The sequence below is a fragment of the Streptomyces sp. NPDC056231 genome, from assembly GCF_048270745.1.
In the GTDB taxonomy this organism is placed as follows: Bacteria; Actinomycetota; Actinomycetes; order Streptomycetales; family Streptomycetaceae; genus Streptomyces.
Genome location: NZ_JBLVKW010000087.1, coordinates 1 through 18,511, shown reverse-complemented (window position 1 = coordinate 18,511; position 18,511 = coordinate 1). Strand labels below are relative to the sequence as shown.

Annotated in this window: 15 protein-coding genes and 1 tRNA gene; 9 read left to right on the top strand and 7 right to left on the bottom strand. The window is 71.3% G+C overall.

The annotated features are described in order from the left end of the window. Positions 1-119 precede the first annotated feature (119 nt). The 5 genes from ACNPQM_RS37425 to ACNPQM_RS37405 all read right to left on the bottom strand — a co-directional run bounded on the left by ACNPQM_RS37425 (position 120) and on the right by ACNPQM_RS37405 (position 5,748). Positions 120-1,037, bottom strand: a complete 918-nt coding sequence (locus ACNPQM_RS37425; protein WP_418087448.1) for a carbohydrate ABC transporter permease — start codon at positions 1,035-1,037, stop codon at positions 120-122. Positions 1,038-1,053: 16 nt separating this feature from the next. Next, positions 1,054-2,052: a carbohydrate ABC transporter permease gene (locus tag ACNPQM_RS37420; RefSeq protein ID WP_418087447.1), complete on the bottom strand. Its 999-nt coding sequence runs from the start codon at positions 2,050-2,052 to the stop codon at positions 1,054-1,056. A gap of 295 nt (positions 2,053-2,347) precedes the next feature. After that, on the bottom strand, positions 2,348-3,676 hold the full coding sequence (locus ACNPQM_RS37415; protein WP_358862469.1) for an ABC transporter substrate-binding protein: 1,329 nt from the start codon (positions 3,674-3,676) through the stop codon (positions 2,348-2,350). 594 nt (positions 3,677-4,270) lie between these two features. Then, the gene (locus tag ACNPQM_RS37410; protein ID WP_418087446.1) at positions 4,271-5,161 is read right to left on the bottom strand and encodes a spermidine synthase; all 891 of its coding nucleotides are present in this window, start codon (positions 5,159-5,161) and stop codon (positions 4,271-4,273) included. Between the two features lie 80 nt (positions 5,162-5,241). Continuing rightward, complete coding sequence (locus ACNPQM_RS37405) at positions 5,242-5,748, bottom strand: hypothetical protein (RefSeq protein ID WP_418087445.1); 507 nt, start codon at positions 5,746-5,748, stop codon at positions 5,242-5,244. 239 nt (positions 5,749-5,987) lie between these two features. On the opposite strand from ACNPQM_RS37405, the gene ACNPQM_RS37400 reads away from it, so the two are divergent. Continuing rightward, on the top strand, positions 5,988-7,349 hold the full coding sequence (locus ACNPQM_RS37400; RefSeq protein WP_418087444.1) for a tetratricopeptide repeat protein: 1,362 nt from the start codon (positions 5,988-5,990) through the stop codon (positions 7,347-7,349). Positions 7,350-7,467: 118 nt separating this feature from the next. On the opposite strand, the gene ACNPQM_RS37395 is transcribed toward ACNPQM_RS37400, so the two are convergent. Next, positions 7,468-8,064, bottom strand: coding sequence for a histidine phosphatase family protein (locus tag ACNPQM_RS37395; RefSeq protein WP_358862465.1), 597 nt, complete (start codon positions 8,062-8,064; stop codon positions 7,468-7,470). A 247-nt stretch (positions 8,065-8,311) separates the two neighbouring features. Between ACNPQM_RS37395 and ACNPQM_RS37390 the strand changes: the two genes are divergently transcribed. From ACNPQM_RS37390 to ACNPQM_RS37360, 7 genes are all read left to right on the top strand, one after another. Beyond that, on the top strand, positions 8,312-9,244 hold the full coding sequence (locus tag ACNPQM_RS37390) for a phosphatase PAP2 family protein (RefSeq protein ID WP_418087443.1): 933 nt from the start codon (positions 8,312-8,314) through the stop codon (positions 9,242-9,244). Beyond that, the gene (locus tag ACNPQM_RS37385; protein WP_418087442.1) at positions 9,144-10,337 is read left to right on the top strand and encodes a hypothetical protein; all 1,194 of its coding nucleotides are present in this window, start codon (positions 9,144-9,146) and stop codon (positions 10,335-10,337) included. The genes ACNPQM_RS37390 and ACNPQM_RS37385 overlap by 101 nt, the downstream gene beginning before the upstream one ends. Further along, positions 10,328-11,941 (top strand): hypothetical protein, encoded by a 1,614-nt coding sequence (locus tag ACNPQM_RS37380; protein ID WP_418087441.1) that lies wholly within the window; start codon positions 10,328-10,330, stop codon positions 11,939-11,941. The genes ACNPQM_RS37385 and ACNPQM_RS37380 overlap by 10 nt, the downstream gene beginning before the upstream one ends. Beyond that, positions 11,938-13,272: an AAA domain-containing protein gene (locus ACNPQM_RS37375; protein WP_358862461.1), complete on the top strand. Its 1,335-nt coding sequence runs from the start codon at positions 11,938-11,940 to the stop codon at positions 13,270-13,272. Before ACNPQM_RS37380 ends, ACNPQM_RS37375 begins: the two co-directional genes overlap by 4 nt. A 182-nt stretch (positions 13,273-13,454) precedes the next feature. After that, positions 13,455-13,796, top strand: a complete 342-nt coding sequence (locus ACNPQM_RS37370) for a hypothetical protein (protein ID WP_358862460.1) — start codon at positions 13,455-13,457, stop codon at positions 13,794-13,796. A 204-nt stretch (positions 13,797-14,000) separates the two neighbouring features. Then, on the top strand, positions 14,001-14,741 hold the full coding sequence (locus ACNPQM_RS37365) for a hypothetical protein (RefSeq protein WP_418087440.1): 741 nt from the start codon (positions 14,001-14,003) through the stop codon (positions 14,739-14,741). Further along, positions 14,732-14,805, top strand: a tRNA-Lys gene (locus ACNPQM_RS37360). Before ACNPQM_RS37365 ends, ACNPQM_RS37360 begins: the two co-directional genes overlap by 10 nt. Positions 14,806-14,864: 59 nt before the next feature. Here ACNPQM_RS37360 and ACNPQM_RS37355 read toward each other — a convergent pair. Beyond that, positions 14,865-16,106: a M6 family metalloprotease domain-containing protein gene (locus ACNPQM_RS37355; RefSeq protein ID WP_418087439.1), complete on the bottom strand. Its 1,242-nt coding sequence runs from the start codon at positions 16,104-16,106 to the stop codon at positions 14,865-14,867. 490 nt (positions 16,107-16,596) lie between these two features. Between ACNPQM_RS37355 and ACNPQM_RS37350 the strand changes: the two genes are divergently transcribed. Next, the gene (locus tag ACNPQM_RS37350) at positions 16,597-18,444 is read left to right on the top strand and encodes a putative bifunctional diguanylate cyclase/phosphodiesterase (RefSeq protein ID WP_418087438.1); all 1,848 of its coding nucleotides are present in this window, start codon (positions 16,597-16,599) and stop codon (positions 18,442-18,444) included. Positions 18,445-18,511 lie beyond the last annotated feature (67 nt).

Sequence of the window (18,511 nt, the reverse complement as noted above, 5' to 3'; positions counted from 1 at the left end):
CTACCCCCCCAAATTTTTCACAAACTTCTGGGGTTTTGGCGCGGTCCGCGGGGCCCGGGGCGGCGGGGGTCCCGCCCCCGCCCCCCGGGGACGCCAGGGAAGAGTCGGGTGACGTCACGTCAGCCCTTGACGGCGCCGGACATGATCCCCCCGACGATCTGCTTGCCGAAGATCACGAACACCACGAGCAGCGGCAGCGTGCTGATCAGCGCGCCGGCCATCACGATGCTCTGGTCGGGGGTGTACGAGGCGCTCAGCTGGCCGAGGGCCACCTGGAGCGTGGGGTTCTGCTGGTTCAGCGCCAGGTAGGGCCAGAAGAAGTCGTTCCACGCCTGTACGAAGGTGAGCATCCCGAGCACCGTCATCGCGGGACGGGCCACCGGGAGCACAATGCTCAGCACGATACGGAAGTTGTTCGCGCCGTCGACCTTGGCGGCCTCGATGAGCTCGTACGGCAGCGCCTCGGACAGGTACTGACGCATGAAGAACACGCCGAACGCGCTCACCAGGGTCGGGAAGATCACCGACTCCAGATTTCCGCCCCAGCCGATGTCGGACATCATCATGAACAGCGGGACGACGCTGAGCTGCGGCGGGATCGTCAGAGTGGCGATGACCGCGGCCATCAGTCCGCTGCGGCCCCGGAACCGCATCTTGGAGAAGGCATAACCGGCCAGCGTGCAGAAGAAGAGCGTCGCTGCCGTGATGCAGCCGGCGACGATGACGCTGTTGACGATCGCCTTGCCCAGATGTGCCTGGTTCCAGGCCGCGTCCAGGTTGTGCACGAGCCGTCCGCCCGGCAGGAAGGGCGGTGTGGAGGCCAGCACCTCGTCCTGCGTGTGGGAGGCGGCCACCAGGGTCCAGTACAGCGGCAGGATCGAGCCGATGCCGACGACGGCCAGGGCGATATAGGCGAACGGGCCACCCTGCAACTGCTTGCCCGCGCCCGGCTTGAACCGGCTCGGGCGCACGCGCGCCCGGTGGGCCGTGTGCGGGACGCCGATCTCCGGGGCTTTGGTGGAGCTGGTCATGGTCATTGGATATCGCTCCCGGTCAGACCGCGGATGTGCGTACGAAGCGGCCGATGAGCCAGTTGACCGCAGCGATGATCAGCAGGAGGGCGAGCATCGCCCAGGCCACTGCCGCGGCGGGACCGAGATGCCCGAGGTTCCAGCCGTAGTTGTAGAGGTAGACGCTGAGCGTCTCGTACTGATTCTCGTTGCCGCCCGTGGCACCGAGCGTGCCGCCTTCCAGCAGCAGGGGCTCACCGAACAACTGCATGGAGCCGATGGTCGAGATGACGATCGTGAACAGGATCGTGGGCCGCAGCGAGGGGATGGTCACCTTGCGGAACTGCTGCCATCGCGAGGCACCGTCGAGCGAGGCAGCCTCGTACAGATCGCTCGGCACCGCCTGCATGGCGGCGAGGTAGATCAGCGTGTTGTAACCGGTCCAGCGCCAGATCACGATGACGGAGATCGCGATCTTGGACGTCCAGTGCCCGTTGGCCCAGTTGGTGTCGCCCAGGCCGACGAACTCCAGCGCCCAGTTCAGCAGCCCGCCGTCGGCCCGGAAGACCAGGGCGAAGACCAGGGCCGCGGAGGCCACGGAGGTGGCGTACGGAGTGAGGACGACCGTCCGCCAGAAGGTGCTGGCGCGCAGCTTGTAGTTCAGCAGGTGGGCCAGGCCCAGCGCGACCAGCAGCTGCGGGACCGTCGACATGACGCCGATGAGGAAGGTGTTGGTGACGGCGGTCCAGAACTCGCTGTCATGCAGGATCCTGTCGAAGTTGTCCCAGCCGACCCACTCCATCCGGTCCAGGCCGGTCATCTCCACCCGGTGCAGGGCTATCCAGCCGGTATAGAGCAGCGGATAGAGCCCGAAGGCGCCGAAGACGAGGAAGAACGGGGCTATGTAGGCGTACGGCGACGCCTTGTCGTCGAACCGCCACAGCCGACGCCTCCACGCCTGCCGGCGGGGGTCGGCCTGCGGCTGCTGGAAGCCGCCGGGTGGCGGAGCATAGGCGTCCCGGGTGGGAGTCGAAGTGGCCACGGGCGGGAGTCCTTCCCTGGTTGCTTGGGGTACCCGGTACGGGGGCGCCCCGTCAGGGGCTGGGGTGTGGGTGGTTGCTCACGGCCGTGGACGACCACGGGGTGGCCGGAGGGGCCCCGGCCGGACCGGACGGGTCCACGGTGCGTCCGGGAGGTACCCCGTGGTGTGTCCGGGCCCGCCGTGGAGGGGCCGATGAGCACCCGGCACACCGGACAGCCCCTGGGTGCGGAGGCGCGTCGGGTGGTCGGGAGCGTGCGGGCGCGGGCGGCCCGGTGGCCGCCCGCTGCTGCGACGGTCAGCCGATCGCCTTGTCGATCGCGCCGGTTGCGGCCTTCCATGCGTCGTCCGGGCTGGTGCCGCGCTGCTCCATGTTGTTGATCTGGGTGGAGATGGTGTCCTTGATGACGCCGTCCTTCGGGCCGAGAACGGTCTCGGGGATCGATGTGGCCTCGCCGGCGTAGATCTGACCGATCGGGGCGTCGTTGAAGTACGGCAGCGTCGCGCTCTTCACGTCCGGCAGCTCGTACGCACCCTTGTTGGACGGGAAGCTGCCGATCGCCTTGAAGACGGCGGCCTGCTGCTCGGGGGCGGTCAGCCACGTGACGAGCTTGGTGGCCTCGTCGACGTTCTTGCCCGACTTGGGCACGGCGAGGAACGAGCCGCCCCAGTTGGCGGCGGTCGCACCGGGCGCGGTGGTGATGTTCCACTTGCCCTTGTTGCCGTCACCGGCGTTGATCGAGATCTGACCGGCCATCCATGCGGGGCAGGCCACGGTGGCGACGGTGCCCTTGCGCAGTGCGGCCTTCCACGGATCGGTGAACTGAGCGAGGCCCTGGGTCAGCTTCTTCGACGCCGCCTCGGCCGCAAGGTCCCAGCCCTGCTTGACGCTGGGGCTCTCCTTGTAGATCGGCTTGCCGCTCTCGTCGTAGTACTGCTTCGCGTTGGAGCTCACCACGGCGTTGAACATCGCGCTCGCGGAGTCCATGAAGAAGGTGCCTTCGGGGGCCTTCTTCTTGTACTCCTCACCGAGCTTGAGGTAGTCCTCCCAGCCGCCGGCGACCCTCTTGGCGACCTCCTCGCGGTCGGTCGGCAGACCGGCCTGCTTGAAGAGTTCGGTGTTGTAGCAGAGGGACATCGGACCGATGTCGGTGCCCGCGCCGATCACCGCGCCGTCTGCCGTGGTGGCCTGCTTCTCCTTCCAGGAGACCCAGTCATCGACCTTGATCACCTTGCTGAGGTCGGCGAAGGAGGACGCCTTGGTGTCGACGATCTCCTTGATCCGGCCGACCTCGATGCCCTGGACGTCCGCCAGACCGCTGCCCGAGTTCAACTGCTGGAGCAGCTTGGGGTAGTAGACCTTCTCGTCGGAGGTGACGTCCTCCTTGACCGTGATGTTCGGGTGCAGCTCGTGGTACTTGGCGAAGAGACCGGCTTCCTTGTAGCCGAACTGCCCGAAGTCGGCAACGGTCAGCGTGATCTTCCCCTTCGCGCCGGAGCCTGTGTTGTCCGATGAATCCGAGTCGCTGCTGCAGCCGGTCAGCAACAGGGCCGTGGCTGTCAGGCCCGTGGTGGCCAGAACCGCGGCTCTGCGGCTTCGACCGGCGACGGTGCGGGTGATGCGCATTCCACTACTCCTTGTTCCAGGTGGGACTGGCGTTCTGACTGCGCGGCATACGCGCTGGTGTGTGCGGGTGCCGGGTGGTGCAAGGGGGGAGGACACGGGCAGTGCCGTTCGCGTGAGAAGGACTCAGGCGATGTGGGAGCGCTCCCATGCGTCGATGCCGGAAGGTTCCTGCCTTGAAGGTGCGGGTGTCAAGAGTTGAAGACGCTTCCGTTGCCCGAGTGTGTCCTGCACGTCACGAGACCGTGTCCCGCCGAAGGCTTGCCAAAGGAGGTGCACGTAATCCCCGGACTGGCAGGCTCTTGAATTCCAGCAGGTCAAACGCTTGTTGACGGACGCTCACCGCATCGGCCGGCGGAAGTCCGCGTCGGGACGGCACAGGCGCCCCGGCTCCGGGAAACGGTTCGCGTCCCACCTAGCTCGCACGGGAGGGCCCGCTGGAAGGTGAACGAGGCGCGGCGCCCGAGGGCGGCTCCGGTCCGCCTGCGCGTTATTTCCCCGAAGCCGACACCCGGGATTCGCCCGGCCGTACGCGCGGGGGCAGATGCGGCCTCTCCGCGGTGAACCGGGGCAAGGGAGCAGGCCGGCGGGACCACGTCACTGGAACACGGAGGACGGCGGCGCCGGTGACGGACGGGCGTCCGCGTCGCGCACCGCGGCCGCGCCGCCGGTGAAGTCGGCGAGTTCCCGGCCGTGTTCGACGCGTCCCGGGTGCGGGTCGGTGGCGACCCTGCGGGTCAGTTCGGCGACCTTGAGCGGCAGCCCGGAGGCGAGCAGCACGGCGTTGCCGAAGCGGCGGCCGCGCAGCACCGCCGGGTCGGCGGCGAGGGCCAGTTCGGGGAAGACGGCGGCGGCGGTGGCGATCTGGCCCCGGAGATGGGCCAGTGGCGGGCCGTCGGTGAGATTGGCCACGTACTGCCCGGTGGGCCTCAGCACCCGGCGCACGTCGCTGAGGAACTCGGTGGTGTTGAGGTGAGCGGGGGTGCGGGATCCGCTGAACACGTCGGCGATGACGAGGTCCGCCCAGTCGTCCGGGATCTTCCCGAGCCCGGCGCGGGCATCGGTGGAGCGGACCCGGATCCGGGCCTGCGGGTCCAGAGGCAGCTCCCGGCGGACCAGTTGGACGAGTGCCGCGTCCAGCTCGACGATCTGCTGGGTGGAACGGGGGCGGGTCGCGGCGATGTAGCGGGCGAGGGTGAAGGCACCGCCGCCCAGGTGTACGACGTGCAGGGGCTGCTGGGCGGGAGCGACGAGATCCGCGATGTGGCCGATCCGGCGCTGGTAGGAGAAGGAGAGGTGCGAGGGGTCGTCGAGGTCGACATGGGACTGAGGGGCGCCGTCGAGGTTCAGCGTCCAGGCACGGGGGCGCTCCCGGTCGGGTATCAGCTCGGCGAGACCACCGTCGACCGCCTCGGCGAGGGTCTCCGGCCTGCGGTCGGAACGCTTCCGTGCGTTCGCGCCACCGCTGGATGCTCCTCGACGTGCCACTGCTGTTTCCCCTGCTCACTGCTCATCGCCCCGGTGCCGGTCCGGCACCGGTGGGGAACACGCCCCCGGCCATTATGAGCTCAGCAGCAGTTGTCGGCCGCCTCGATCAGCCGGGCCGCCTGGTCGAGGGCGGCCCGCAGCGCGGCAGGGTCGGTGACCGGGGCGTCGGCGGCGGGCGGCAGCAGCCAGCCGCTGCCGGAGACCGGCGGCTCGGCGGGAATGCGGAGCCCACGGCCGCTCGTCTGCGTACAGGCACTGCCCGGCACGTCCCAGGCCTCGGCGGTGCCCGGCGGCACCAGAAAGCCGAGGGTGTCGCAGGCGTCGTCGTGCAGGACCGGGCCGACTGCCTCCTGATCGGCGCCACGGCGCAGGATGTCGACGGCCTCGAGGCCCTGGCGGGCGGGGACGGTCACCAGCTCGCAGGGCCCGGGGGCGGGGAGCGGCAGAGGCTCCCCCACGGCGGGCTCGGGGGCCGGAGGCCGGGGTGTGGCGGGTTCGCGGGTGGCGGGCTCAGGCTCCGCAGCCCCGGAACCGGTGGTCGTTGTCGCAGTCGTCCGCGAGCCGGTCTCCGTGCCGAGATGCAACAAGGGACCTCTCCTCTCATCGCCGGGCGGAGCCAGACTCCGTCTCCACATCAACCAACGCGTCAACTACGTCAACGGCTACGGTGCCACGCCGCCGCAAAGGATGGCAGTTCATGGCGGATCGCGGCCGAGATATCCGTTTTATGGGCAAACACTGCGTGTGCGGTCCGTCACAACCGGTACCTTCTTGCTCCGCCGGGACACCGGAAACAGGCCCGGCTTGCACCAGAGAGGGCTCAGCCATGGTGTCGACAGGGGCAGTTCCCAACCTCGCCTTCCGGCGGCTGCGCGGACCGCGCTCCGCCGGGGAGTTCGCTGCCGCGGTGCGCAGATCCGCCCGCGAGATCGGCGAGCAGGTCGCGTGCGACGCCCGGTACATCGGACGCGTGGAGTCCGGCGAGATCCGCTGCCCCAACTACGCGTACGAACGAGTCTTCCTGCACATGTTCCCGGGAACGACCCTGGCGGACCTGGGCTTCTCGTCGCGCGAGACCGTACGCGGCCGAGGGGCGCGCGCCACCGCCGAGATCCCCGACACCCCACTGCCCCCCACGCTCCACAGCGACACCGACGAGGAGAGCGACGTGCTGCGTCGCGTATTCATGACCAGCGGCACCGCCACGATGGCGGCCGCATCCCTGGGCTTCGGCCTCGGCACCGCCGCCGCTGCCGCCGTACCGGCACAGCGGCCCACCCGGCGACGGGTCGGCGAGGCCGAGGTGACCGCCGTCGAGAAGGCGGTACGGCAGATCAGGCTGCTGGACGACCGGCACGGCGGCGACGGTCTCTACCGACGGGCCGCGCAGCCGCTGAGGGCGGCGTACGCGCTGCTGGACGAGGGGACGACCACCCGCCGCTCCACGTCCGACCGGCTGCATGCCGGGGCGGGTGAGCTGGCCATCTCGGTGGGGTGGCTGGCCCACGACTCGGGGCGTTTCGAGGACGCGCGCTCGCACTACGCGGAGGCGCTGGCGACGGCGCGGCTGGCCGGTGACGCGGCGCTGGAGGCGCATGCGTTCTGCAACGCGTCGTTCCTGGCGAGGGACACGGGGCGGCCGCGGGAGTCGGTACGGGCGGCGGAGGCCGGGCTGCGGGCGGCGGCGCCGCTGGGTTCACCGCGACTGCTGGCGCTGCTCGCGCTGCGGGAGGCGGGGGGCCGAGCGGGGCTCGGTGACCGCAGCGGCTGCGAGCGGGCGCTGGGGCGGGCGCACGAGGCCTTCGGACGGGGGACGCGCGATGCCGACCCGGAGTGGATGACGTTCTTCCGGGAGGCGGAGCTGGAGATGCTGGAGGCGCAGTGCTGGTCGGCGCTGGGTGACTGGCGGCGGGCGACGCGTCATGCGCGACGGGCCACACAGCTGCAGGACCCGCACTTCACCCGGAACCTGGCGCTGTACCGGGCCGAGCTGACGACGGACCTGGCGCATGCCGGGGCCGCGGCGGAGGCGGCCGCGACGGGGCACCAGGTGCTGGACCTGCTCGACCAGGTGCAGTCGTCCCGGATCCGGGCGATGCTGTCGGGGGCGGTGCGGGTGCTGCAGGCGCAGCGCGGGTCACCGGAGGTGGCGGGGCTTCTGGAGCGGTGCGGAGAGATGGGGGTGTAAGACCGACCGGGCGGTGGGCTCCCGTACCGGTCCGGGTCGGGGCCGCACACGCCGGGCAGCCCGATTCCCCGGCGCCGCCCCCGCGAAGCGCCCACCGCGCCTCCGGCAGCGGCGGGACCTACCGGTCCAGGTGACCCGTGTCGTTCCAGCGTTCCAGCGCCGGCGCCCCGTACGCCCACCCCAGGACCGACAGCGACGTCGGGTCCAGCCGGATGCGGGACGCGAACGACACGTCCTCGCCCAGCCACCGCGCCCCCAGCGCCCGCAGGATGTGACCGTGCGCGAAGACCAGCACGTCGCGGTCGGCCGAGCGCGCCCAGGCCACGATCTCGTCCGCGCGGGCGGACAGTTCGGAAAGGGTCTCGCCCTGCGGCACCCCGTCGCGCCAGATGAACCAGCCCGGCCGGATCGCCTGGATCTCGGCCGGGGTCATGCCCTCGTACGCCCCGTAGTCCCACTCCATGAGCGCGTCCCACAGCTGCGCCCGGTCCGCGAAGCCGGCTATCTCGCAGGTCTCCCTGGCGCGGACGAGCGGGCTGGTCCGGACCTCGAGGCCCGGCAGGTCCGCCCACGGTTTCCGGTGCAGCCGCTCGCCCAGCAGCTTGGCGCCCTCGCGGCCCGTGTCGAGCAGCGGGATGTCCGTCCTGCCGGTGTGATTGCCCTTGACGGACCATTCCGTCTGGCCGTGCCGGGCGAGCAGGATACGCGGTGCCATGACGGCTCCCCCTGAGGTGTGGATAGGAGAAAACGGCAACAGGGGCGGGTCATCCGCCTTTGTTCATCATCGCTCACATGTCCGGGACGCAACCTGTGGGGCTGCACCGGCGTCCCTTCCCCCGCGGAGAAGGCTCCGCGCGCACGGGGCATCCCCAGGGGACCCCCGGGGGGATTCGCCACCGACCTGCGCCGTACGGTTGAACGCCCACCGTCGGGCGCATGAACTCATGATGGAGAGCATCCGGATGTCGCTTGCCACCGCCGCGCCCGCGTCGCGGCACCGGCCTCGATGGTGGGCCGAGCTGCCACTGATCGCGATCGTGTACGCGATCTACTCGGTCGGCCGGCTGCTGGTCCGAAGCGATGTGTCGACCGCCGTCGACCACGGGCTGCGCATACTTCATCTGGAGAAGATGCTCTCCCTCAACGCCGAGCACCCGCTCAACCGCTTGATGACGGCCCATCCGGTGATAGGCATACCCTCCGACTTCATCTACGCCTCACTGCATTACGTGGTCACCCCGGCCGTCCTGGTCTGGATCTACCGGCGGTACGCGACCGCGTACCGCGCCGCCCGCACCTGGCTGATGACCTCCACGCTTCTCGGTCTGATCGGTTTCGCGCTGATGCCGACCTGCCCGCCGCGGCTGCTCCACGCCACCCACGGCTTCGTCGACACCATGGCCCAGTACAGCTCGTACGGCTGGTGGGGCGCCGAGGCGAGTGCGCCGCGCGGAATGGGCTGGATGACCAACCAGTACGCGGCGATGCCGAGCCTGCACGTCGGCTGGGCGCTGTGGTGCGGGATCCTGCTGTGGCGCCACGGCAGGCACCCGCTGCTCCGGGCCGCGGGTGTCGTGTACCCGCTCCTCACCACGTTCGTCGTGATGGGCACGGCCAACCACTACTTCCTCGACGCGGTCGCGGGCGCTGCGGTGATGGGCGTCGGGGCGCTGCTCACCAGGCCGGTGATGCGGCTCGCCGACCGGATCAGGGCAGTGGCAGGGGCCCGCACCGCTGCGGCCGTCCCGGTCACGAAGTCCCCGGTTGTCAGTGCCGGATGCAAGACTTCCGCGGGTGAGCGAATCCCCGTCCAGCGGACCTCCTCCGCAGACTCCATCGATGTCGCGGCATCGGCCGACGCAGCAGGCGACGACACTCCGGCAGCGGCTCGCTGAACTGCGCGGTCCCGCCGTCGCGCCGCATCCGCTCGATGCCCGCGCGCTGGCCGCCCTCGCCACCAACCCCGGCTGCAAGCGGCGCGCCCTGCTGGACGGCGCCGGGGTGGACAAGGCCGCGCTGGCGGCCGCGCTCGGCTCTCCCGCCGCGTTCGGTCAGTCGCAGTTCGCTTTCATGCGGGGCAACGCGTTCGAGGCGAAGGTCAAGGCCGACGGCGGCACGGAGCTGATGCGCCTGCTGTACGAGCGGCTCGGCGGGGGCGGCGAGGCGCCGCGCGAGGTCCGGGTGCCGGATCTGGCGGCGGCGGGTCCCGAGGGCCGTGCGGCGCGTACGGCGCTGGCGCTGCGGGAGGCGACCGCGGCGGGTGGCTGGGCTCTGCTCGACCACCCCATGCTGGCCCTGGAGGTGGCGGGCTCGCCCGCCTATCTGGAGCCGGACGCGGTGGTGGTGCACCCCGACGGCCGGTGGACGGTCGTGGAGATCAAGTCGTTTCCCATGATCGACAGTTCGGCGGACGCGGCGAAGGTCGGCGCGGCGGCCCGGCAGTCCGCGGTGTATGTGCTGGCGCTGGAGCGCATCGCGGCGGTCACGGCGGGGGCGGAGGTCGGCCACCGGGTGCTGCTGGTCTGCCCGAAGGACTTCTCCAACCTGCCGACGGCATCGGTCGTCGACGTGCGCAAGCAGCGCGCGGTCACCCGCCGTCAGCTGACCCGGCTGACCCGGGTCGAGGACATCGCGGCCGCCCTGCCCGAAGGCACCACCTTCGACCCGGAGTGCTCCGCGCAGGAGCTGACGGCCGCGGTCGACGCGGTCACGGCGGCATATGCACCGGAGTGCCTGGCCGCGTGCGAACTGGCCTTCCACTGCCGGGCGAAGGCGCGTGCGGCCGGTGCGGTGGAGGCGCTGGGGCGGAGCGTACGGGGTGAACTCGGCGGTCTGACGACGGTGGGCGCGGTACTGGCCGCGGCGGCGGGCAAGGAAGGCGATCCGGCCGACCCCACGGTCGCCGCCCTGCGCCGCGCCGCGGCCCTGCGCGCGGAGGCGCTGGAGCACCGGGGCGCGTCTCTGGAAGGAAGCCCGGCATGTCGCTGATCAGCACCTTGGCCCGGCTGGAGGCCGTGGAGAGCGGGCGGGCGCAGCCGATGGCCACCGTCCGGCACCGCCATCTCACCGGTGCGCCGCTCGTTCTCGTACCGCTGACCACCGCCGGCGAGGCGGGCGCCCCGCTCGGCGCCCTCGTCGGAACGGACCGGGACGCGCCCCGGCTGCTCACCGTGGCCCAGCCGCGCGACCGCGATCTGCGGTTCGCTTTCCTCGCCGAGCTGGCCGAGGTGGTCCTGCCGCACATCGAGACGTACACGGATGTGGTGGAGCCCGCCGAGCGGAGTGAGACCGATCCCGAGACCGGAAAGAAGGTCAAGGTCGAGGTCGAGTTGTGCACGGACGCGCCGCAGTTGATCGTGCCGAGCCGGGCGGGTCTCGACTTCGTACGGCTGCTGGGCCGGTCCATGCGGTTCCGGCGCACCGCCGAGGACGACCCGGACACCCCGTACCCGGCGCCGGCCAGGGTCCCGCTGCTGGGCCGCTGGCTCACGCATTACGGGGAGCGGGCCCGGGTGCCGGGTTCCTCGCTGCTCCTGGCCATGACCGATCTGCTGAACCGGCACTGGGCGACCGGGCAGTCCACGCTGGAGGACCAGCATCTGGGGGCGCTGCTCGCCTGGATCGACCCTGCGGTGGGCGAGTCCGGCGCGGAGGCCGCGCTCCGGGCCGAGCTGCAGCGGGACGCCGGTGGCCAGCTGCTCTGCCCGCCCGCCGGTCCGGCGACGGACCCGGCGTTCGACAACCGGCTGCTCGCGCCCGCGATCGAGAAGTACGACCGGGCGCGCACGTCGCTCGCGGCGGCCGAGGACGGTCTCGCGGCCGACGCCCGGCTCGCCGGACTGACCGCCGCCGAGCGGGAGATCAGGTCGCTGCTGGCCGGGGTGGCACGGCCGACCTGGGACGCGGTGTGGCGGGGGCTCGACCTGATGCGGGAGCTGCGTCCCGGGTCCAGGACCGAGGACCGGTGGACCCGGGACCGGTGGTCGTTCACCGGCCACCGGGACCGGGTGCGGGCCGGGGAGCCGCCGCAGCCGCGCCGGGACGACGCGGTGACGGCGGCGGCCAAGCTGGCCTCGCGGGAGACGGCGCAGGCGCAGTTGGAGGCACAGGAGGCCCTGGACGACCCGCTGGTGCTCGCCGGGCGCCGGCTGGCCGGTGAGGCGTTCGTCGGGGAGGTGGCCGAGGTGGTGATGGCGTACAGCGAGTCGAAGCGGCCCTCGCCGCGTCCGCTGGTCACGGTCCGGACGGGCGAGCGCCCTCATCTCGGTGAGCGCACGAAGGTGTACCGCACGCTGGACGGCAAGCCGCAGACCGCCGAGTTCGTGGCGTACGCCTCCGAGGATCTCCCGGACGCGGAGGAGCGGCTGCTGGTGCTGCGGATCACCGACCGGATGGGCCGGAGCAAGGAACCGGCCCCGGGGTCGCTGCCGGAGCCTGGCGACCGGATCGTCTGGACCCTGTTCGAGCACGACCAGCGCAGCGGCCCGAAGCTGCCGGACCCGGAGGAGACGCCGTGGACGCACGGCGGCCCGCCGGGCGCCGCCGGACATTCCGAGAACCCCGACCCCGTGACCCCGGAGGACCTGTTGTGACGGCCGTATTCGATCCGGGCGCCGAGGCGGGGCGGGCCACCGCCCAGATCCTGGACGACACGCTGAACGGCACGGCCCGCGGCATCGTGGTGGACTCCCCGCCAGGTGCGGGAAAGTCGACGCTGGTGGTGCGCGCCGCGCTCGAACTCGCTTCGGCGGGGCGCCCGCTGATGGTGGTCGCGCAGACCAACGCCCAGGTCGACGACCTGGTGGTGCGGCTGGCCGAGAAGGACCCGGGGCTGCCGGTCGGGCGCTTGCACAGCAACGACGCGGACCCGTACGACAAGGTGCTGGACGGCCTGGCCAACGTACGGAAGTCGGCGAAGGCCGGAGATCTGGCCGGACTTGATGTCGTCATCTCGACGGCCGCCAAGTGGGCTCATGTGAAGAACGTCGAGCCGTGGGGGCACGCGATCGTCGACGAGGCGTACCAGATGCGCTCGGACGCGTTGCTGGCCGTCGCCGGGCTCTTCGAAAGGGCGCTGTTCGTCGGCGATCCGGGCCAGCTGGACCCGTTCTCCATCGTCGGCGCGGACCAGTGGGCGGGGCTGTCGTACGACCCGTCGGCGAGCGCGGTCTCGACGCTGCTGGCGCACAACCCCGAGCTGCCGCAGCGCCGGCTGCCGGTGTCGTGGCGGCTGCCCGCGTCGGCCGCACGGCTGGTCTCGGACGCGTTCTACCCGTACACCCCGTTCCGCAGCGGTACGGATCACGGCGACCGGCGGCTGGCGTTCGGAGTCCCGTCGGACGGCTCCGCCCCGGACCGGGTGCTGGACGAGGCCGCGGAGTCCGGCTGGGGCCTGCTCGAACTCCCGGCCCGGCACACCCCGCGCACGGACCCGGAGGCGGTGCGGGCGGTGGCCCTGGTGGTCCGCCGGCTGCTGGACCGGGGCGGCGCGGCGACGAGCGAGCGCTCCCCCGACCCGGCCCCGGTGACGGCGGACCGGATCGCGGTCGGCACGGCCCACCGGGACCAGGCGGCGGCGGTACGGGCAGCGCTCGCCGAGCTCGGTGTGACGGGTGTGGCGGTGGACACGGCGAACCGGCTCCAGGGCCGCGAGTTCGATGTGACGGTGGTCCTGCACCCGCTGTCCGGGCGCCCGGACGCCACGGCGTTCCATCTGGAGACGGGCCGGCTGTGCGTCCTGGCGTCGCGCCACCGTCACGCCTGCATCGTGGTCTGCCGTGCCGGCGTCGCGGACCTGCTGGACGAGCACCCGTCGACGGAACCGGTCCAGCTCGGCGTCACGGTCAAGTTTCCTGACGGGTGGGAGGCGAACCACTCGGTCCTGGCCCACCTCGCGGAACACCGCGTCCCGTGGCGCCCGTAACGGCCTCCCTCCCTACCGCGCGGGGAGCCGTAACACTGCCGGATCACGGGCGATGGGCCGTCGGGGGCGTGCGCTGTGCCGGGCGGTGTCCCGGTGCGCCCCCGCGCACCGCCCCGAAGCCCACTTGCGGGCGGTTGGACAATGGAGGGTGGCCGTCGGGCCCACCGAAGGAGGAACACCACATGGCACAACCCGAGCGGAAAGAGCAGCAGCGGCTGCGCCCCGCGCCCCTGCTCTTCGAGCCGACGGCGGCGGTCGCCGACCCCGAGCACTTCTTCGACCTGGAGTCGATGGACGACCCGGAGGAGCTGCTGGCCCGCGCCACCGAGCTGACGCTGGCCTTCCGCGCCGCGACCGACCGGGCGGTCGAGTACCAGGCGATCGCCGCCGCGCAGCTGGCCGATCCGAGCCGGTTCGACCGGCTCACCACGGCGGACATCGCCCAGCGTGCGGAATGGACCGAGGACTACGCGAAGAAGATGGTCGAGTTCGGCTGGAGTCTGCTGGGCGGCGCGCGGCCGTGACGCCGGAGCGTCCGGCCCCTGGCCGCCTCCGGGTCCGAATCCGGCGACGGGGACTCCGGGTCCGGCACCGGCTCTCGCTCCGGATCTGACTCCGGGCACAGCCGGTGGCATATGCCCGCGCAAGATACTCCTCCCCACCTCACTCTGTCCGGGTTTCCGACATTTCCTGCAATCCGCAGCGTCACCACCGGTAAACCGGTAGTCATGAGCGCATGGCTGCCAGACGAGACCACCCTGCATCCCGGCATCGGAACCTGCGCCGGACCGCGCGCCGACACCCGCCACGGTGCCGATGTCTTCACGGTCCTGCGGGAGCAAGCCGGTGACCAGACCGCTCAGGTCACCGCGGCCGGAGCGGCCTGGCTGGCCGGTGCCGCCGCGTATCCGCGCTCCACGCTCACCCAGTGGCAGGCCCACCCCGGCTCCCCCGGCGTGCTGCCGTGCGGATCGGCGTTCGACGTGGTCAATGTGCCGGCGCTCTTCGGGCGGCGGATGCTGGAGCACCTGTGGGCCGACGGCCCGGGTTCCGGCCCGGTCGCCACGCACCGCGGACGGATGCTGCTGTTCGCCGCCCCCGGTACCGCCCAGCGGCTGCCGTCGCTGCTCGAGTGGGAGGAGTGGGGCACCGGCCACGAGCAGGCGGCGGAGCACGGCCCCGAGGCCCCCTGGGAGAGCGAGGACCGCGAGGGCAGGGTCCCGCCGCTGCTCTGCCACGGCACCGGTGACGCGGTAACCGTCCCACCCCTGGCCTGCGACTCCTCCTCGTCGGGGCCCCGCTGGGTGGTCGCCCCCGACACCCGTACCCCTTGGCTGCCGGGCCCCGACGTACTGCTCTGGGCCTGTGTGCGCGTGGCTCGCTCCGCGCCCACCGGGTCGGCCCGGATTTCGATTTTTCCTCCCGCCGATCAGGGTGCTAATGTCTACGACGTCAGCAGGCGCCGCTAGCTCAGTTGGTTAGAGCAGCTGACTCTTAATCAGCGGGTCCGGGGTTCGAGTCCCTGGCGGCGCACAGACGGAAGAAGCCCCTCGCGGAAGCGAGGGGCTTCTTCGTTTACCGTCACGGCAGCGTTACGTGCCCGTGACGATACGGACTGTCCATGCACCCGACGGCGTCCGGTCCGCGACCTCGATCCGGGCGTGCCCGCCGGGGACGGAGTACGTCTCGCCGACCCGCAGCGGGGCGTCCGCGAGCGGCGGGTAGACCGACCGGTCCCAACAGGCGTCGGTACGGGGGTGGGTGTCGATGACCTGGATCGGCCCGCCGCCGGACGGTGTCTCGTTGCGGACCTGGTAGATCAGCACCCCCTCACTGCACGTGTCCCGGTCGTTGCCGGTGGCACTGCGGGCCTCCAGCGCCACGGCACTGCCCTCACCGGTCCTGATCACCGCAAGCCGCGTGCCGATGGAGGCGCCGGGCGCCGGCACGGCGGCCATCGGCTCCAGGGTGATGTCCTGGTTGTGCTGGATACACGCCACTTGCCTGCGGTCCAGCCAGCCCAGCTTCCACTTCTGCCAGCCGAACAGGTCCGGCGCGAGACCGAACTGGCTGCCCATCACGTCCCAGTCGCCGACGTAGGTGTCCCAGTCGCCCTTGCCGTCCGACGGCCGGTGATAGAGGTCCGGCAGGTCGAAGACGTGCCCGGTCTCGTGGGCCAGCACGTTCCGGTCCGGCGGATGCTGCTCGAAGACGGTGACGACGCGCCTGATGTCCGTGCCGTCGGCGTGCAGCGGCTGGTCGAAGTTGACGACCTTGGTGGCGTCGGAGTCGACGCCGGGCGCGTCCGGGTCGGCGACCAGGTAGACGATGTCGTACTTCGAGAAGTCGACCTGGTCGTCGGCCGCGGCAATCGCGTCGCGCAGATAGGAACTGCGCTGCTTGTCGCCCCAGTCGCGCTTCATGCCGTACGACGTGGACTTGTGGGGCATCTGGATCCACCGGTGCTGCGGGTGCGGGCGCAGGGTGAACTTCCCGTACGAGGCGCGCCGGAAGAACTGCGTGGTAGCGGGGAAGTAGTCGGCGGCGAGCTCGTCGGGGGTGGTGACGGGGCGGGCGTCGGGGAACGAGAGAAAGATCATGACCGCGTCGAGGGTGTGGTCGGGGCGCGGGTATGCGCCGTCCCACTCGTCCAGGCCGAGCGAGTGGTGCGCCCCCGTCCTGGGCAGGGCGCAGGGGCCGGCTTCACCCGTGGCCGCCACGGCCGGACCCGCAACCAGGGAGGTGGAGGCGAGCGCCAGGAGAGAGATCAGACCGGCCGCCACACCACGCGGACTCGGTCTCTCCCATCCCCCGAGCCTGCGCTGAGGCGGCACTTCGACCTCCGGGTGCGGGATGCGGATACACGCAATCCACCCTGTGCCGGTTCATATGCATTCGCCCTGTTGTGCTGCCCCACTCGGGTCAGCAGTCAGCTGCTCGGAGCCCTTTCACGGACAGTCACAAATGATCACTACGACAAAGCGAAGGAGCCTCAAGATCGACGTGAGGGAACAGAGCCGCGCAGAAATAATCAGTCATGGGCAAACCGGAAAGACGCGCGAATGACCCATGCGGGGTGCTCCCCGGGGTCACAACGGGCGGGAAGCTGGAACGGGTCAGACAACAGCATCTATGCTTCACCACACTTTCCTGCGTGGTTCCCGCCTCGGACAACGGCGTTCCGCGCGGCAGGCCAGTCCGACCACAACTGTTCAGGGCAGAACTGCACGGCGGGAGCGAGCGGTGAGCGGAACCTCCGAAGGGCCTAGGCCCGCGGCAGGCACAGCACCCTCTACCGAGCGACCATCCGTCACGGAGCGTCACATGGAACCGGTCTGCCCGGGAGCCGTCGACTCCCGTCCGGCCGATTACCGCGCCGCCTTCCGGGGCGCCGTGTTGCCGATGGCCGTCGTCGACCACGAGGGCCTGGTCCTGTGCGCCAACGACGCTCTCGGCGGGCTGCTCGGCGCCGACGCCGCGGCACTGACCGCCCAGTCCGCGTCCGATCTGCTCGACCTCTCCGCCGACGTCCGGACCTGGCATGCGTACCGCGAGGTGCTGCGCGGCCGGCGATCCCGGTTCCTCTGCACCCGCAGGCTCAAGCACCCCGACGGACGCTCGATGTGGGCCGAGATCACCGTCGTGCCGATGTCGGAGACCGGGGCGACGGGCGCGAAGCCCGGCGCCGGGACAGAGCCGGAGGCCGGGACGGGCGCGGAGGCCGGACCCGGGATCGCTCCGGGCGCCTCCCCCGTGCTGCTCTCCGTCGCCGACATCAGCGACCGCCACGAGCTGCAGAAGCGGCTGTGCCACCTCCGGACACACGATCCGGTGACCCTGCTGCCCAACCGAACACTGTTCTTCGAGCGGCTCTCCGCCGCCCTGGAGACTCCGCCGTACCAGGACGACAGCCTTCCGCGGCACGGCCGGATCGGGCTGTGCTACCTCGACCTGGACGGCTTCAAGGCCGTCAACGACACCATGGGGCACCGGATCGGCGACCGGCTGCTCGCCGCCGTCGCCGCCCGGCTCACCGACTGCGCCGAACAGGAGAGCCTGAACCGCACCGGCGGCACACTCGTGGCGCGCCTCGGCGGCGACGAGTTCGCGATCCTGGTCGAGGAGTCCGCCGGGACTCAGCAACTCACCGATCTCGCCCGCGCGGTGCTCGCCGCCCTCCAGAAGCCGTTCGACCTGGCCGGGACACGGCTGGCCGTGTCGGCGTCGATCGGGGTGGTGGAGCGGAGCGTTGCCGGAACCTCGGCCACCGGTCTGATGCAGGCCGCCGACACCACGCTGTACTGGGCGAAGGCGGACGGCAAGGCACGCTGGACCCTCTTCGACCCCGAGCGCAACGCGCACCGGATGACACGGCAGGCGCTCTCCTCCACGCTCCGGCCCGCCGTCGAGCGCGGCGAGTTCACCATCGAGTACCAGCCGCTTGTCGGGATGGCCGACGGAGTCGTACGAGGGGTGGAGGCCCTGGTCCGCTGGAACCATCCGCAGTTCGGCATGCTCTCACCGAACCGGTTCGTCGCGATCGCCGAGGAGGACGGCTCGATCGTCCAGCTCGGCCGCTGGGTGCTCCGGTCGGCCTGCCGTCAGGCCCGGCGCTGGCAGCTGGACCATCCGGCCGAGCCGCCGCTCTTCATCAGCGTCAATGTCGCCGTGCGGCAGGTCTGGGACTCCGACCTGGTCACCGATGTCGCCGAGATTCTTGCCGAGACCGGCCTGGCTCCCGGACTGCTGCAGCTGGAACTGACCGAGTCGGCGGTGATGGGCCCGGCGGGCCGCCCGCTGGAGGCGCTCCAGACGCTCAGCGACATGGGCGTCCGGATCGCCATCGACGACTTCGGGACCGGCTACTCGAACCTCGCCTATCTGAGCCGGCTGCCGGTCTCCGTACTGAAACTGGACGGCTCGTTCGTACGCGGCTTCCGGTACGAGGACGGCGCGCACCCCAGCCCGGCCGACGAGACCATCGTCGAGGCGATGGTGCAGCTGGCGCACCGGCTGGGGCTGACCGTCACCGCTGAGTGCGTGGAGACCGTGAGCCAGGCGGAACGGCTGCGGCGGATAGGCTGCGACACGGGGCAGGGCTGGCTCTACTCCCGGGCGGTGGCCCCGGAGCGCATCGCGGAACTCATCGGGACGAGCCCCCTGGGGCTCTGAGAGAGCCGCGCCCCGGAACACGGAGCCGACTGTGCCTTCGAGCGCCGGGCGGGCCTGGGTTCAGGCC

What these genes read in the sequence shown, in the direction of transcription:
- ACNPQM_RS37425 (WP_418087448.1), bottom strand. Translation starts at nt 1,037, where the DNA reads ATGACCATGACCAGCTCCACCAAAGCCCCGGAGATCGGCGTCCCGCAC.
- ACNPQM_RS37415 (WP_358862469.1), bottom strand. Translation starts at nt 3,676, where the DNA reads ATGCGCATCACCCGCACCGTCGCCGGTCGAAGCCGCAGAGCCGCGGTT.
- ACNPQM_RS37400 (WP_418087444.1), top strand. Translation starts at nt 5,988, where the DNA reads ATGGTGTCGACAGGGGCAGTTCCCAACCTCGCCTTCCGGCGGCTGCGC.
- ACNPQM_RS37395 (WP_358862465.1), bottom strand. Translation starts at nt 8,064, where the DNA reads ATGGCACCGCGTATCCTGCTCGCCCGGCACGGCCAGACGGAATGGTCC.
- ACNPQM_RS37390 (WP_418087443.1), top strand. Translation starts at nt 8,312, where the DNA reads ATGTCGCTTGCCACCGCCGCGCCCGCGTCGCGGCACCGGCCTCGATGG.
- ACNPQM_RS37380 (WP_418087441.1), top strand. Translation starts at nt 10,328, where the DNA reads ATGTCGCTGATCAGCACCTTGGCCCGGCTGGAGGCCGTGGAGAGCGGG.
- ACNPQM_RS37370 (WP_358862460.1), top strand. Translation starts at nt 13,455, where the DNA reads ATGGCACAACCCGAGCGGAAAGAGCAGCAGCGGCTGCGCCCCGCGCCC.
- ACNPQM_RS37365 (WP_418087440.1), top strand. Translation starts at nt 14,001, where the DNA reads ATGAGCGCATGGCTGCCAGACGAGACCACCCTGCATCCCGGCATCGGA.
- ACNPQM_RS37350 (WP_418087438.1), top strand. Translation starts at nt 16,597, where the DNA reads ATGGAACCGGTCTGCCCGGGAGCCGTCGACTCCCGTCCGGCCGATTAC.